Here is a 13,973-nt window from a genome sequence, read left to right as displayed (position 1 = left end):
ACTCTGTTTACCACCTATGGCGGCCGTCACACAACAGGCGAAGTCGCTCGAGGGTGGCGTGGCGCAATCCGGTGAGCGCCGGCGGCGGGAAAACTCAGCCCTTGGCGGCCGAACGACCCGCGCGGCGGCCGTAGAAACTGCCATCGCCGAGCGAGACGCCGCTGGCGTAGCCCCAGGCGGCCAGCCCGGCGGTCGAACGGCCGGCGGCGTATAGGCCCGGGATGGGATCCCCGCTGACGTGCAGCACCTCGGCGTTCAGCGTGGTGTTCAGGCCGCCGAGGGTGAAGCCGCCGGTGTTCTCGCGCAGGTCGATGGCGCCGACGGGGGAGCCGATGGGCTTGAGCCACTCGCGCTTCTTGTGCAGCAGCGGGTCCTCGCCGCGCGCGGCGCCCTCGTTGTAGGCGGCGACCGTCGCCTGCAGCGAACCCGGCGGCAGCCGCATGTCGCGTTCCAGATCCGCGACGGAATCGGCCACCCAGGTCGCCTGCCGCAGCATGAACTTCGGCGACCACGATGCGTTCGCCTCTTCGTTGGCGTCGCTGTCGATGATCAGGTAGGCGGTGTTGTCCTGGTGGTAGAGCGTGAGCTGGCCGACGCGGCCCGGGTAGGTGTCCTCGGCGACGTAGCGCTGGCCCCGGCCGTTGACCAGGATGCCGCGCACCAGTTGCTGCGGGTCGATGAAGATCGCGACCTCGGTGGCGTCCATATGGCAGAGGTCGGCGCCGAGCGCCTGCGCCATCCTGATGGCCTGCCCGTCGTGCTGCTCGATCGATGCCGCCGGCCGCCCGGCGATGCGGGGCGCGAAGCGCGCCACCATCGAGTCGTTGTAGGCGAAGCTACCGGTCGCCAGCACCACGCCGGTGCGCGCGCGGATCGTCATCTCTTCGCCGTACTGGCGGGCGCGGATACCGACCACCCTGCCGTCGGATTCCACGACAAGGCTCTGCACCCGCACGTCGTACAGCGCCCGTGCGCCTGCCGCCGTGGCCGTCTCGACGAGCGGCTTCATCAGCATGTAGCCGGCGCTGGCCTCACCCTGCTTCTTGTTCTGCATCTGGGGCACGTGGCCGCGCGGCGCGGGCGTGGCAATGGTGTTGAACGGGTAGGAGTTTTCGCCCCCGCTGTACATCAGGCCCTGGTCGCCCATCGGCTCCCAACCCGGCTCGGAGAAGAACTCCGCCTTGAACGGGACGCCGCAGCCGACCAGCCACTCGAAGTGGGCGACGCTGCCGGCGCAGTAGTCGGCGATCCGGTTCTCGTCGGCGCCGGGCCCCATCGCCACATTGAGGAAGGCCGCCATGTTCTCGACGGAATCGTCGAAGCCACAGGCCTTTTGCAGCGGAGTGCCACCGCCGAGGTAGATGAACCCGCCCGCCATCGAGGCGGCCCCACCCCAGGATCCGGTGCGCTCGAGCACCAGGACGTCCGCCCCCGCACGCGCCGCTTCGACTGCCGCAGCGGCACCGGCCACCCCGTAGCCGGCGATGACGACGTCGGCCTCGTGGTCCCACGAGGCGATCGAACTCGCGGGGATCGGTGTTACGTCGGTGTCTGGCGTCATAGCCGCATGGCCGCGGGCATCTCGCCGACCCACTGGTGACCCCAGTAGCTGTCGGCGGTGATTTCCTCTGCGGTGTAATAACTTTCGTCGACTCGCATGCCCTCGGTGCCGAATTCGATGTCCCAGTCGCCGGGCGCGCGGACGTAGAAGGAGATCATCTTGTCGTTGGTGTGGCGGCCCAGCGTCGACGACAGCTGGAAGCCCTCGGCGTTGACCCGGTCCAGCGCGCGGCCCACGGCGTCGAGGTCGTCGACCTCGACCATGATGTGCACCAGCCGCGGGTCGCGCATGTGTCCGGCCGGGACGATCGCCAGGCTGTGGTGGCGCTCGTTGATGCCGAGGAACCGAACCCGAATGGGGCCAAACTCTTTCGGCAGCGGCACCCGGAACGCCCCGCGGGATTTGAAACCGAGGACCTCGGTGTAGAAGTCGAACAGCCCGTTGGGGTCCATGGCGGGCACCACGACGTGGCCCAGGCCCTGATCGCCGGTGACGAATTTCGCGCCGAACGGGGTGACGACCGGGCTGTGGTCCAGGACCGCGCCGTGGAACACCTCGAGCGTGGTGCCGGCGGGATCCTCAAACGTGATCACCTCTTCGACGCGGCGGGCCTCCGCCTCTTCGACGGAGAGCTGTTTGAACGCGATGCCCGCGCCGTCCAGGGTGGCCTTGACCCGTTGCAGCGCGGGGCGATCGCGCACCTCCCAGCCGATGGTGAGCACCCGGTCGCTGTCCCCGGGAACCACGATGAGCCGCGCCGCCCGCTCGTCCATGCGCAGGTACAGCGCCGACTCATCCGGGCCCTTGCCCTCCGCGAAACCCAGGGTGCCGAAGGCGAATTGCCGCCAGCGGTCGATGTCGTTGGTCGAAATCGTGATGTAGCCAAGGCTTTTCAGGTCGCTCACCGGTGCGCCTCCTGCGTAGGTCAGATCAGGGCCCGCAGCGGACCCTCGGGCGGATCGATGCCGATCGAACTCAGCGCCGATGCGTGATAGGTGGTGCCGGGGACGTGGATGGCGTGCATCTGACCGACGTGCACGTCGCGCCAATACCGTTGCAGCGGCTTGTCCATCCGGGCCGCGTTGCCACCCGAGCGGGCGAAGATCTCGTCGACGGCGGCCACCGCGCGCCACACCGCGCGAACCTGGGTGCGGCGACCGGCCGCGCGGTCGGCGAACGATACCTCCTTCCCGGCCGCGACCATGTCGTAGACGCGGTCGGCGTTGGCCAGCAGCTCCTGGCGCGCGGCGTTGATGTCGGCCGCCGCCTCACCGATGGCGTGCATGACGTAGGGGTCGTCCTTGATCGCGGTGCCGGTGGCCCCGACCCGCTCCCGCTGGTAGTCCAGGTGCGCGGCCAGCGCGCCCTCGGCGATGCCGATGGTCGCCGAGGAGATACCCAGCGGGAACATCGTCGACCACGGCATCAGGTACAGCGGCTCGGTCATGCCGGCCTCGCGCTGGGCGGTGCCGTCCATCACCTTCGTCGCATCCATGGTCCGATACGTCGGGACGAACGCGTCGGAGACGATCACGTCCTTGCTGCCGGTTCCCCGCAGCCCCACCACATTCCACGAGTCCTCGACGATCTCGTAGTCCTTGCGCGGCAGGATCATGTGCAGCATCCGCGGCGGCATGATCGGGATGCCCTTTTCGTCGCCGAGCATGGCGCCCAGGATGATCCAGTCGCAATGGTCGGTGCCCGAGCTGAACTGCCAGCGGCCGTTGAAGATGTAGCCGCCGTCGACCGGCTTGGCCACGCCCTGCGGCGCGTACGGGGAGGCCATCCAGGTGTCGACGTCGTCGGCCCAGATCTCGGCGGCGACTTTCGGGTCCGCGTAAGCCAATTGGTAGGGGTGCACGCCCACCACGCCGACGATCCAGCCGGCCGCCGGGTCCAGCGCCGCGGTGGCCATCGTCGTCTCGGCGAACTCGCGGGGGTGCACCTCGAAGCCCTGATACTGCTTGGTCTGCAGCAGCCGGATCAGGCCGGCTTCCTTCATCCGCTTGACCGTGTCGTCGGTGAGCCGGCCGATGCTTTCGGCCTCGGCGGCTTGGTCGCGCAACTGGTCGGCCATGGCCACTACCCGGTCGAGTACGGAAGCGCTCATGTCGATGTCCTTACGTGAGTTGGGCTAGCTGCGGGACAGGAATCCGAGCACCGTGCTTTCGAAGGCCTGCTTGGCCTCGATCATCGCCCAGTGCCCCGAGTTGGGGAATATGTGAAGTTCGGCGTTCGGGATCGTCCGCATGGGAATCAGCGCCATGTCGGGCGGGCTGACCCGGTCGTCGCGGCCCCACGTCAGCAGGGTCGGTGCCGTCAGCTTGTGCATGGCGGCCCAGGGCAGCGGCCGGTCGGACGCGGCCATCATGGCGTTCATCCCGGCGAACGCCTCCTTGCCGTACATGCGGCGCGCGGCGGCCAGCGTCACGGGGTCGGAGGCCAGCTGCCAGCGTTCCTCGACGAGTTCGTCGGTCACCAGCGCCTGGTCGTAGACCATCGATTTCAGCCAGTCGACGAGCCGCTGCCGAGTCGGGTCCTCGACGAATTCCTGCAGCAGCCGGATGCCCTCGCTGGGGCTGGGGCTGAAGATGTTGGTGCCGATGCCGCCGATGGTCACCAGTCGGTCGACGCGGTCCGGGTTGCCGGTGGCGAAGTTGATCCCGACACCGCCACCCATCGAGTTGCCGACGATGTGTGCCTTGTCGACGCCGAGCGCGTCGAGGAAGGGCCCGACGCTGCCGAACGCGGTGACCATCGGGTGACCGCCCAAGTCGTCGGTGACGCCGAAGCCGGGGAATTCCAGGATCAGGCAGCGGAAGTGCTCGGCGAACGTGGGCAAGACACCGCGGAAGTTGCGCCAGCCGGTGACACCGGGGCCGGAGCCGTGCAGGAACAGCAGCGCCGGAGCGGAGTCGGGCCCGCAGTCGTAGTAGCGCAAAGCGCCCTTCGGGGTGTCGATTTCACGCAGGTCCTGCTCGACGGCGGTCGCTGGAGAGGTGTTGGCCACGCTGACACCCTGCCATGTTGTCGAGGCGTGGGGGAATGGTGTTCCGCTGATCGGGATCCCGGCCCCGGCGCGGGTTCAGCGCCGGGCGGCAAGCAGGCCGTCGACGGAGTACTTGTTGTACCTCCGGAAGGCCACCACGCCGGCGAGCAGGCTGGCGTGGACCAGCTGATCGCCGATCACGTTGAAGTGCTCGATGGACGTCGCGCCCAACACCAACACGATCATCACCGCGCCCGCGGCGACGGCGGCCACGCGGGTCAGCGCGCCGGCCAACAGCAGCAGCCCGGTGCCGAGCTCGGCGAAGGGAAGTGCCCAGCTGCACACCGAGACCAGTGCCGTCGGCAGCATCGAGGTCTTGAACTCGCCCACCAGCTGCGCGTGGAAGGTGTCCAGCTTGGGCATCCGGACCAAACCGTGCCCGAACAGGCTGGCCCCGATGGTCAATCGCATCATCAGATACCCGATGGCGCGGTCGGCTTCGCCGGCAACGACTGATGTAGCACGCATGATCGGCCCCTCCCCGCGAAAGATGCTGTATTGCAACGATTTAACTACTGGACGGCGCCCCGCGCCATGGCCGAGTCCGGGGCCGCCCAGTCGGTCGACACCTTGCGATGCTTGATCAGCCAGGTGCCGCCGTCGGGCACCAGCGTGTCGCGATAGCGCCCGAAATGATCGAGCCCGATGTGGGTGACCACGGTGAAATAGCACGAGACCTGCGCCTGCTCCGGGGTGAGCGCGTTGAATATCAGGTTGGTGACGTTGTGCCGGACCACCGGCTTGACCGGGACATCGGCGGGGACGTTGTCGGCGATGTTCGCGGTGACACCGCCGAGAAAGGCGACGATCTCGGACCGGCCGTGCAGCGGAGTCGCGCCGCGTATCTCGAGAACACCGTCAACGCAGAAGGTTTCGGCAAGCCCGTCGACCTTCCCGGCGTCGCCCGACCAGTTGTACCGCGCCAGCGTGTCCCGAATCTGCTCGCGCGCGACGAGTTCCCACATCTCCATCGGCGTGACTCTAGTCGCCGAGGGCGAACGCGAGTTACTTGACGATTTGTGGCCGGAAGGAGTGCCGCGACACCGGAATGACCCCGCTGAGATCGAATACGGCGATCAGTGCCCGCAGGAGATCGACGGACCAGTCCTCCCACGGCTCGGCCTCGACCCGGTCGAGTAGTTCCCGGCGCAGGCGTTCGATGTTCTCGGGCTGCTGTTGGTCGGTCATGGCCGCATGCTTTCGGGGAGGATTTGTCGGGCGTTCGACTTGAACGCTAGGGGCGCGGCGTCGCGGTTGCCTAGCTAACTTGTCAAATTCAAATGTGTCTGGGCGGCGGGAATGAATTGGCACGCCAGACCGTAGAACAACGCATGAAGCTCAACGAAGCCGCACGAAATCTGATTGGCAAGGGTGTCGACGCCACCCTCGTCACGATCAATCCCGACGGCAGCCCCCAGGTGAGCGTGGTCTGGGTCGCGCTGCGATCGACGCCCGACGGAGACGAACTCGTCAGCGCCCACCTCTCCGAACACAGGAAGGTCCGCAACGTGCGCCGGGACCCGCGCGTCGCGGTGACGATCGTGGCCCTCGACGAGCCGGGCAAGGGGATGCGGCCCTACCTGTCGCTCACCGGCACCGCCCAGATCACCGAGGGCGGAGCGCCCGAACTGCTGACCGAGCTCAACCCCATCCTGGGCGACCCGAGTGCGAAGTTCCCGCCGGACGGTGCGCCCCCTGGCTATCTGACGCACGTCCACATCGACAAGGTCGGTGGCATCGGGCCCTGGGTAGCCTGACCTCGAACTTTTGACACTTCCGCTACCGGAAGTAGCGCAATACAGTGGGTGGATGAAACCCGGCGATGACGGCATTCACCTGCGGACCTGCCCGCTGTGTGAAGCCATGTGCGGCTTGGAGATTCACGTAGAAAGCGGCGCCGTGGCCGGCATTCGCGGCAACCGCGACGACGTGTGGAGCCGGGGACACCTGTGCCCCAAGGGCGTATCGCTGGGCTCGGTGCACCACGACCCCGACCGCATCCGGCAGCCGATGATCAAGGTCGACGGGCAATGGCAGGAAGTCAGCTGGGACGCCGCATTTCGGCGCTGCACCGAGTTGCTGACGCCGGTGATCGAGAAGTATGGCATCGGCGCGGTCACCGCTTACACGGGTAACCCGCTGGCGCACTCCTTCTCGCTGGCCCGGTACGCCGGTGTGCTGATGGGCATGTCCGGGATGCCGGTCACCTATTCGCCCGGCACGGTCGACCAGTGGCCGAAAAACCTGTCGTCGCACCTGATGTATGGCCTGTGGTGGAACTTCCCGGTGCCGGACATCGAGCGCACCGACCTGCTGGTCATCATGGGCGCCAACCCCGCCGCGTCCCAGGGCTCGCTGCTGGCCGCGCCCGACGTGATGGGCCTGATCGACGGGATTCGCAAGCGCGGCAAGGTGATCGTGATCGACCCGGTGCGCACGCAGACCGCCGCGCGCGCCGACGAGTGGCTGCCGATCGTGCCGGGCACCGACGCGGCGCTGCTACTGGCCGTCGCGCACACCCTCTTCGACGAGACCCTGGTCGATGCGGGACCGCACGTCGACGGCGTCGACACCATGCGCCGGGTCGCCGCGGACTGGCCGCCCGAGCGGGTCAGCGTGGTCACCGGCATCGACGAAGACCGCATTCGCCGACTCGCCCGTGAACTCGCCGGCACCGAGAGATCGGTGGTGTACGGCCGAATCGGGTTGTGCAATCAGGAGTTTGGCAGCCTTGCCAGCTGGATGGTCGACGTCATCAACATCCTGACGGGACATTTCGACACCCCGGGGGGCGCCATGTTCCCCCAGCCGGCGGCCTGGTCGATCACCACCCAGCCGCTGCCCGGCCTGGAGGGTGGCCTGCCGGAGTTCGGCCGCTGGCATACCCGCGTGCGCGGCGCCAAGGAGGTGCTGGGCCAGGCCCCGGTCTCGTGCATGACCGAGGAGATCGCCACCCCGGGCGACGGACAGCTCAAGGCGCTGATCACCGTCGCGGGCAACCCGGTGCTGTCCACGCCCGGCGGCGACAAGCTCGACGAGGTGCTGCCGATGCTGGAGGCGATGATCTCGATCGACCTCTGGCTCAACGAGACAACGCGGCACGCCGACGTCATCCTGCCCGGCCTTTCGCCACTTGAGCAGCCACACCACGACGACCTGATCCTGCTCTTCGCGATCCACAGCATCTCGAACTACTCGGCGCCGGTGTTCGATCCGGGCGACCGCCCGTACGAATGGGAGATCCTGATCCGGCTGACGGGCCTGTGCACCGGCACGCCCGCCGAAGACGTCGACGTCGCGGCCATCGACGACGGCTTCTTCGACTACCTGGCCTTCACCCGGGGCGTCGACGGGGCCGAGATCCGCAAGCTCTACGACCACGGCGGCCCGGAGCGGATGCTCGACCTCACGCTGCGCACCGGGCCGTTCGGAGATCAGTACGGCACGAACCCCGGCGGGCTCACGCTCGATCTGCTCAAGGCGAACCCCAACGGCATCGATTTCGGGCCGATGGTGCCGCAGCTGCCCGACATCCTGGACATGCCCGACAAGAAGATCCGCCTCGCCCCGCAATACCTGCTCGACGACCTGCCCCGGCTGGCCGCGCGGCTGGAGCGGCCCGCCGAGCCACTGGTCTTGGTGAGCCGCAGGCACCTGCGGTCGAACAACACGTGGATGCACAACGTGCCCGCGCTGATGAAGGGCAAGGACCGCTGCACGTTGCTGATCCACCCCGACGACGCGGCGCGGTGCGGCGTGTCCGACGACGACGTCGTCACGGTGAAATCGGAGGCCGGCGAGATCAAGGTGCCGGTCGAAATCACCGACGCGATCAAACCCGGGGTGGTGTCGATGCCGCACGGCTGGGGCCACGGCAAATCCGGCACCCGCATGTCGGTGGCCAATGGCTCACCCGGCGCCAACACCAACGCGCTTTCGCTGCCGACGTTCCTCGACGAGCCCTCGGGAAACGGTGCCCTCAACGGGATTCCGGTCACGGTCCTGCAAGACCAAGCGCGCTTCGAGGGCGCGCAACCCATTGCGGCGCAATGACATCAGCGTCGCCACCGGGTTTAGGGCGCGATCGGCCGGTTCGTCCACTCCCGGTCGGCTCGGCGCGACGATCGGAACCAGCCGCCCGCGGCGCCGGTGCCGCCGTCGGTGGGGATGGTGTGGCCGGTGACGAACGCGGACAGGTCCGAGGCCAGGAACAGGGCCACGCTCGCTTGATCTTCCGGCACACCCATTCGTCCCACCGGGACCCACTGCGGCCACTGTGACTGTTCGTCGGCGGAAAGCCACTGCGAATAGGGAACCTGCAGGGATTCGGTGACGTCGGGACCGATCGCATTCACCCGCACGCCGTCGCGGCCCACCTGAACGGCGAGGCTGCGGGTGAAATGGATGACGGCCGCCTTGAAAGCGGCGTAGACCGGATCCTCCGGGTAGCCGCGCAGGCCTTCGACCGACGAGACGTTGACGATGGCGCCGCGACGCTGGTCGAGCATCGCCGGCAGGAACGCGTGCGTGACCGCAAAGACATGGTGCAGGTTGATGCGGTAGAGGTCATCCCACAATTGCGGGTCCGTGTCGACGAAATTGCCGGGGTGGCGCAGCCAGTGGCCGACATTGTTCACCAGGACGTCGACCCGGCCGAACCGATCCAGCGCCGCTTCAGCCAGGTCGGTCACCTGATCCGGTTCCCGGACATCGACGATTACCGGCAGCGCCGAGCCACCCGCCGCGGTGATCTGGTCGGCGGTCCGGTGTGCCAGCTCACGGTCGATGTCGGCGACGATCACGTGGGCGCCATGCTGCGCGAACAGTTTCGACGTGGCCGCTCCGATGCCCCCGCCGCCGCCGGTCACCACCGCAATGCGGTCGGTCAGCAGCCGGCCGATCTGAGTTGACTGTTCCATGCCCACATCTTCGGGCATTCAGGACGAATTCGGGCGTCATCCGCGCCGAATCAAGTCGCCCCAATACCCACGATATGCGGGTGATAAACGGCGAAAAGCAATATTTGGCAAGGGTTTACTCGAGTTTTGCGGGCTCCGCGGCGGGTATTCCGAAGCTAACGTTTTCTTGCCTAGAAAGATGACCATGCGGCGCATCCACCATCGCCACAGTCCGCAATCAATTGCGGTTTCGATGGCCAGTCGACTACTCGTGAAGAATGTCGTGCGCGCCTGGGCCATGCAGCCGAACTTGAATTGGCCCTTCGCGCAGGTCGACGGCCTCGCGGGGCTGTTGCCGCGGCTGCGCTCCTCGGCCGTGATCGAACCCGTCCGGCTCGAAAACTGTCGCGCGGAATGGGTTCGTGCGCCCGGCACATCGCCCACTCGGGCGATCCTCTACATGCACGGCGGCGCATTCCTGACGTGCGGGATCAACACGCACCGCGCCCTCGCGTGCCGGTTGTCGAGGGCGGCGGATGCCGGCGTGCTCATCGTCGGATACCGAAAGCTGCCCTCCCATCAGATCATTGATGCCATCGACGACGGAGTCAGCGGACTGAACTGGATCCTGCAACGGGGTTACGACGACGATCAAATCGTCGTCGCGGGCGATTCGGCCGGGGGATACCTGGCCTTCATGACGACCCTCGCCGCCATTGGCGCCCAGGTCGCGTCGCCGGCCGGGATCGCCACCATCTCGCCTTTCACCGATGCGGACCCCTCCCGAAAACTCAAGCACCGCAACGCTTCGAGGTGCTCGATGTTCACCGCGGCGGCGTTGTCCATCTTCAGTCGTTTCCTGGACGAGGTGAAGCTTCCGGCCAATCGCGGCCATGATGTTTCTCCGGTTGACGCCGAACTGTCCTCGTTGCCGCCGGTCATGATCCATGCCAGTTCCGACGAGCTGTTGCGTCCCGACGCCGAGCTGATGGCGGAACGCTTGGCGGCCAGCGGGGTTCGCTGCGATTTGCACCTGTGGGACGGCCAGATTCACGACTTCCCCATTGCGGCCGACATCCTGCCCGAGGGCCGGCGAGCGATTCGCTACATCGGCGACTTCGTCCGAGAGGTGACTGCGGAAGTCGACGCATCCGCCGTACGCACGCCCGCCTAGTGGGTAATGCGAAAGGGATTGTGGCGCAATATATCAGCGATCCGCCTCGTCAAACTCCACCGTCTCGCGCTGCTCCTGCCAGTCGGCAGCGCTGGCCTCCAGCGGCAGCTCGCCCCCGTCCAGTCGGGCAGTCGCGTCGTTGTCCGCATCGTCGGATACCGGGTAACCGGTCGCACGCTGCTGCTCAACAGCATCGGCGACGGGTACCTCGTCGGGGAACGCACCGTTGGTGTCATCCATGGACGGCGGATTACCCGCGAGCCCGCGATCAAAAACCGGCGGACGATTCGCGTGCGGTAAGCCCGCGCGGTAACCAGCAATTGATGAGCGGTCCCCCTAAAAGCGCTCCGATGCCGTTAATGTGGGCAAAGTGAGCCGACCAGCCCCGCCCGTGCTGACAGTTCGTTACGAGGGAGCCGAGCGCACCTTCGCCGCAGGCAATGACGTCGTGATCGGTCGCGATCTGCGCGCCGACGTACGGGTTGCGCATCCGCTGATCTCCCGGACTCACCTCCTGGTCCGTTTCGACCAGGGGCGATGGGTCGCCATCGACAACGGCAGCCTCAACGGGCTCTACGTCAGCAACCGCCGGGTCCCCGCCGTCGACATCCAGGATGGGATGCGGATCAACATCGGCAATCCGGACGGCCCCGCGCTGACCTTCGAGGTCGGGCGCCATCAGGGTTCCGCCGGACGGCCGCCGTTGACGACGTCGATCCCCATCCCCAGCCTGATGACCGGGGCTAGTGCCGCGCAGCCGGTGCAGGCCCACCCGCAGACCGGCTCGCTGCGGCCCGATACGCCGCAACAGCCGGTCTCCAGGCCGCAGTCCACGTATCCGCCCACCGGCGCACAGTCGGCCCAGCCGTCGGGGCCGCTGCCGCGCCACCCCTCCGGGCCGGTGCCGAACCCGCCGTCGGGCCCGATACCGCGTCCCCCGACCGGTGGCCTGCCGGCAGCGCCGCCCACCGAACGCCACCCGGCGCCGCACATTTACCGCGCCCAACCCGCGCAGGGGCCGGCGACGCCCGAGGGTGATCCCGAAACCAGCCGCGTTGCCGGCGGGGACGCCGCGAACATCGCGACGTCGATGATGCGCATCCTGCGCCCGAGCAAGGCGGCCGTGGGGTCGATGCCGGGTGCGGTCAAGATCGGCCGCGCCAACGACAACGACATCGTCATCCCCGAGGTGCTGGCCTCCCGCCACCACGCCACGCTGCTTCCGGGTCCCAACGGCACCGAGATCCATGACAACCGCAGCATCAACGGCACGTTCGTCAACGGCTCGCGCGTCGAGACGGCGCTGCTGCACGACGGCGACGTCGTCACGATCGGCAACATCGACCTCGTCTTCGCGGGCGGCACGCTGGCCCGCCGCGACGAATCGGCGACCGCCACGCGCACCGGCGGCCTGGACGTCCGCGGCGTCACGTGGACGATCGAGAACAACAAGACGCTGCTGGACGACATCTCGCTGGGCGCACAACCGGGGACGCTGACCGCCGTGATCGGCCCGTCCGGCGCGGGCAAGTCGACCTTCGCCCGGCTGGTGGCCGGATATACCCATCCGACGACCGGCACGGTGGCGTTCGAGGGCCACAACGTGCACGCGGAATACGCCTCGCTGCGCAGCAGGATCGGGATGGTGCCGCAGGACGACGTCGTGCACGGTCAGCTCACGGTGAGCCAGGCCCTAGGGTATGCCGCCGAACTGCGGCTGCCGCCGGATACCACGAAGGACGACCGCGCCCAAGTGGTCGCCCGGGTGCTCGAGGAACTCGAGATGACCCAGCACCTGGAAACCCGGGTCGACAAGCTGTCGGGCGGGCAGCGCAAACGCGCCTCGGTCGCCCTGGAGCTGCTGACCGGGCCCTCGCTGCTGATCCTCGACGAGCCCACGTCGGGCCTGGACCCGGCGCTGGACCGGCAGGTCATGACGATGCTGCGCCAGCTCGCCGACGCCGGGCGCGTGGTCCTGGTCGTCACCCACTCGCTGACCTACCTGGACGTCTGTGACCAGGTGCTGCTGCTGGCCCCGGGCGGCAAGACCGCCTTCTGCGGGCCGCCCAGCCAGATCGGCGGGGCCATGGGCACGACGAACTGGGCCGACATCTTCAGCACGGTCGCCGGCGACCCGACCGGGGCCAAATCCCGCTACCTGGCCCGCACGGGTCCGCCGCCGCCACCACCGCCGGCCGAGAAACCCGCCGAACTCGGTGACCCGTCGCATACCAGCCTGCTGCGGCAGTTCTCGACCATTGCCAGGCGGCAGATTCGCCTGATCGTGTCCGACCGCGGCTACTTCGCCTTCCTCGCGCTGCTGCCCTTCATCATGGGTTCGCTGTCGATGTCGGTGCCCGGCGACGTCGGCTTCGGCATCCCCAATCCGGTGGGGAACGCGCCGACCGAGCCGGGACAGATCCTGGTGCTGCTCAACGTCGGCGCGGTGTTCATGGGGACCGCGCTCACCATCCGAGATCTCATCGGGGAACGCGCGATATTTTTGCGTGAACAAGCGGTCGGATTGTCCACTACCGCTTACCTTTTGGCGAAGGTCTGCGTCTATACCGTGTTCGCCATCGTCCAGTCGGCGATCGTCACGATCATCGCGCTGCTCGGCAAGGGCGGACCGACCCAGGGCGCCGCGGCGTTGGGCAAGCCCGGCCTGGAGCTGTTCGTCGACGTCGCGGCGACCACCGTCGCCTCCGCGATGCTCGGGTTGGCGCTGTCGGCCATCGCCAAGTCCAACGACCAGATCATGCCGCTGCTCGTCGTGGCGGTGATGTCCCAGCTGGTGTTCTCCGGCGGCATGATCCCGGTGACCAACCGCGTCGGGCTGGACCAGATGTCATGGGTGACACCGGCGCGATGGGGTTTCGCGGCGTCGGCCTCCACCATCGACCTGATCAAACTCGAACCCGGACCGCAGGTCCCCAAGGACGGCCATTGGCATCACAACACCGGCACCTGGCTCTTCGACATGGGCATGCTGATCGCGATCAGCGTTTTCTACCTGGGCTTCGTGCGCTGGAAGATTCGCCTCAAGGGCGGCGGCGGCTGACCCACCGCGCGCTATGCGCCCTTGCGCAGCACCTGGTCGGCGGCCGCGTGCATCCGGGCGGACAGCTGCAGGAGGTCGTGCTCGCCCACCCCGTTGGGCATGGTGTACGCCAGCTGGCGTAGCTCGACGGCGCAGGTGCGTAGTTCCTCGCGAAGGTGCGTCTCGATAGTGGGCATGACTTCTCCCTCGGGGTGGAGCGGGACTGGTTTCTCCGAACCAGTCGACTTAAC

14 protein-coding genes are annotated in these 13,973 nt (G+C 67.6%); 4 read left to right on the top strand and 10 right to left on the bottom strand.

Translation table 11 applies throughout. The annotated features are described in order from the left end of the window. Positions 1 to 94 precede the first annotated feature (94 nt). The 7 genes from MRAB57_RS23455 to MRAB57_RS23425 all read right to left on the bottom strand — a co-directional run bounded on the left by MRAB57_RS23455 (position 95) and on the right by MRAB57_RS23425 (position 5,798). Positions 95 to 1,561: an FAD-dependent oxidoreductase gene (locus tag MRAB57_RS23455; RefSeq protein WP_077089468.1), complete on the bottom strand. Its 1,467-nt coding sequence runs from the start codon at positions 1,559 to 1,561 to the stop codon at positions 95 to 97. Then, complete coding sequence (gene bphC, locus MRAB57_RS23450) at positions 1,558 to 2,466, bottom strand: biphenyl-2,3-diol 1,2-dioxygenase (RefSeq protein ID WP_077089467.1); 909 nt, start codon at positions 2,464 to 2,466, stop codon at positions 1,558 to 1,560. Before bphC ends, MRAB57_RS23455 begins: the two co-directional genes overlap by 4 nt. 20 nt (positions 2,467 to 2,486) lie before the next feature. Then, positions 2,487 to 3,671 carry an acyl-CoA dehydrogenase family protein gene (locus tag MRAB57_RS23445; RefSeq protein WP_077089466.1) on the bottom strand — a complete coding sequence of 395 codons (1,185 nt, stop codon included), beginning with the start codon at positions 3,669 to 3,671 and terminating at the stop codon, positions 2,487 to 2,489. Between the two features lie 24 nt (positions 3,672 to 3,695). Further along, a complete protein-coding gene (locus MRAB57_RS23440) occupies positions 3,696 to 4,571 on the bottom strand; it encodes an alpha/beta fold hydrolase (RefSeq protein ID WP_077089465.1) in 876 nt (291 codons plus the stop codon). Between the two features lie 75 nt (positions 4,572 to 4,646). Beyond that, positions 4,647 to 5,078 carry a DoxX family membrane protein gene (locus MRAB57_RS23435; RefSeq protein ID WP_077089464.1) on the bottom strand — a complete coding sequence of 144 codons (432 nt, stop codon included), beginning with the start codon at positions 5,076 to 5,078 and terminating at the stop codon, positions 4,647 to 4,649. Between the two features lie 44 nt (positions 5,079 to 5,122). Continuing rightward, positions 5,123 to 5,581: a nuclear transport factor 2 family protein gene (locus tag MRAB57_RS23430; RefSeq protein WP_077089463.1), complete on the bottom strand. Its 459-nt coding sequence runs from the start codon at positions 5,579 to 5,581 to the stop codon at positions 5,123 to 5,125. 34 nt (positions 5,582 to 5,615) lie between these two features. Next, entirely contained in the window at positions 5,616 to 5,798 is a 183-nt protein-coding gene (locus tag MRAB57_RS23425; RefSeq protein ID WP_077089462.1) for a hypothetical protein, read from the bottom strand. Positions 5,799 to 5,941: 143 nt separating this feature from the next. Between MRAB57_RS23425 and MRAB57_RS23420 the strand changes: the two genes are divergently transcribed. Together MRAB57_RS23420 and MRAB57_RS23415 are read left to right on the top strand one after the other, a co-directional pair. Then, positions 5,942 to 6,367, top strand: coding sequence for a PPOX class F420-dependent oxidoreductase (locus MRAB57_RS23420; protein ID WP_077089461.1), 426 nt, complete (start codon positions 5,942 to 5,944; stop codon positions 6,365 to 6,367). 52 nt (positions 6,368 to 6,419) lie between these two features. After that, complete coding sequence (locus MRAB57_RS23415) at positions 6,420 to 8,663, top strand: molybdopterin-dependent oxidoreductase (protein WP_077089460.1); 2,244 nt, start codon at positions 6,420 to 6,422, stop codon at positions 8,661 to 8,663. Between the two features lie 20 nt (positions 8,664 to 8,683). Here MRAB57_RS23415 and MRAB57_RS23410 read toward each other — a convergent pair whose 3' ends face one another. Next, positions 8,684 to 9,529 (bottom strand): SDR family NAD(P)-dependent oxidoreductase, encoded by an 846-nt coding sequence (locus tag MRAB57_RS23410; protein WP_077090799.1) that lies wholly within the window; start codon positions 9,527 to 9,529, stop codon positions 8,684 to 8,686. A gap of 178 nt (positions 9,530 to 9,707) precedes the next feature. Here MRAB57_RS23410 and MRAB57_RS23405 point away from each other — a divergent pair, with 178 nt between their 5' ends. Then, positions 9,708 to 10,682 carry an alpha/beta hydrolase gene (locus tag MRAB57_RS23405; RefSeq protein WP_077089459.1) on the top strand — a complete coding sequence of 325 codons (975 nt, stop codon included), beginning with the start codon at positions 9,708 to 9,710 and terminating at the stop codon, positions 10,680 to 10,682. A gap of 33 nt (positions 10,683 to 10,715) precedes the next feature. Here MRAB57_RS23405 and MRAB57_RS23400 read toward each other — a convergent pair whose 3' ends face one another. Further along, a complete protein-coding gene (locus tag MRAB57_RS23400; RefSeq protein WP_077089458.1) occupies positions 10,716 to 10,922 on the bottom strand; it encodes a hypothetical protein in 207 nt (68 codons plus the stop codon). Positions 10,923 to 11,052: 130 nt separating this feature from the next. Here MRAB57_RS23400 and MRAB57_RS23395 point away from each other — a divergent pair, with 130 nt between their 5' ends. After that, the gene (locus MRAB57_RS23395) at positions 11,053 to 13,743 is read left to right on the top strand and encodes an FHA domain-containing protein (protein WP_077090798.1); all 2,691 of its coding nucleotides are present in this window, start codon (positions 11,053 to 11,055) and stop codon (positions 13,741 to 13,743) included. An 11-nt stretch (positions 13,744 to 13,754) separates the two neighbouring features. Here MRAB57_RS23395 and MRAB57_RS28850 read toward each other — a convergent pair whose 3' ends face one another. Beyond that, positions 13,755 to 13,919, bottom strand: coding sequence for a hypothetical protein (locus MRAB57_RS28850; RefSeq protein WP_173813963.1), 165 nt, complete (start codon positions 13,917 to 13,919; stop codon positions 13,755 to 13,757). Positions 13,920 to 13,973: the final 54 nt, after the last annotated feature.

This window comes from Mycobacterium rhizamassiliense, from assembly GCF_900157375.1.
GTDB classification, from domain to species: domain Bacteria; phylum Actinomycetota; class Actinomycetes; order Mycobacteriales; family Mycobacteriaceae; genus Mycobacterium; species Mycobacterium rhizamassiliense.
The sequence above is the reverse complement of the archived record's forward strand: the minus strand, read 5'-3'. Positions and strand labels throughout refer to the sequence as shown.

Excerpts from the sequence above, each read along its gene's own strand:
- MRAB57_RS23405 (WP_077089459.1), top strand. The coding sequence starts at position 9,708 with ATGACCATGCGGCGCATCCACCATCGCCACAGTCCGCAATCAATTGCG.
- MRAB57_RS23410 (WP_077090799.1), bottom strand. The coding sequence starts at position 9,529 with ATGGAACAGTCAACTCAGATCGGCCGGCTGCTGACCGACCGCATTGCG.
- MRAB57_RS23415 (WP_077089460.1), top strand. The coding sequence starts at position 6,420 with ATGAAACCCGGCGATGACGGCATTCACCTGCGGACCTGCCCGCTGTGT.
- MRAB57_RS23455 (WP_077089468.1), bottom strand. The coding sequence starts at position 1,561 with ATGACGCCAGACACCGACGTAACACCGATCCCCGCGAGTTCGATCGCC.
- MRAB57_RS23425 (WP_077089462.1), bottom strand. The coding sequence starts at position 5,798 with ATGACCGACCAACAGCAGCCCGAGAACATCGAACGCCTGCGCCGGGAA.
- MRAB57_RS23420 (WP_077089461.1), top strand. The coding sequence starts at position 5,942 with ATGAAGCTCAACGAAGCCGCACGAAATCTGATTGGCAAGGGTGTCGAC.
- MRAB57_RS23445 (WP_077089466.1), bottom strand. The coding sequence starts at position 3,671 with ATGAGCGCTTCCGTACTCGACCGGGTAGTGGCCATGGCCGACCAGTTG.
- MRAB57_RS23435 (WP_077089464.1), bottom strand. The coding sequence starts at position 5,078 with ATGCGTGCTACATCAGTCGTTGCCGGCGAAGCCGACCGCGCCATCGGG.
- MRAB57_RS23430 (WP_077089463.1), bottom strand. The coding sequence starts at position 5,581 with ATGGAGATGTGGGAACTCGTCGCGCGCGAGCAGATTCGGGACACGCTG.
- MRAB57_RS23400 (WP_077089458.1), bottom strand. The coding sequence starts at position 10,922 with ATGGATGACACCAACGGTGCGTTCCCCGACGAGGTACCCGTCGCCGAT.
- MRAB57_RS28850 (WP_173813963.1), bottom strand. The coding sequence starts at position 13,919 with ATGCCCACTATCGAGACGCACCTTCGCGAGGAACTACGCACCTGCGCC.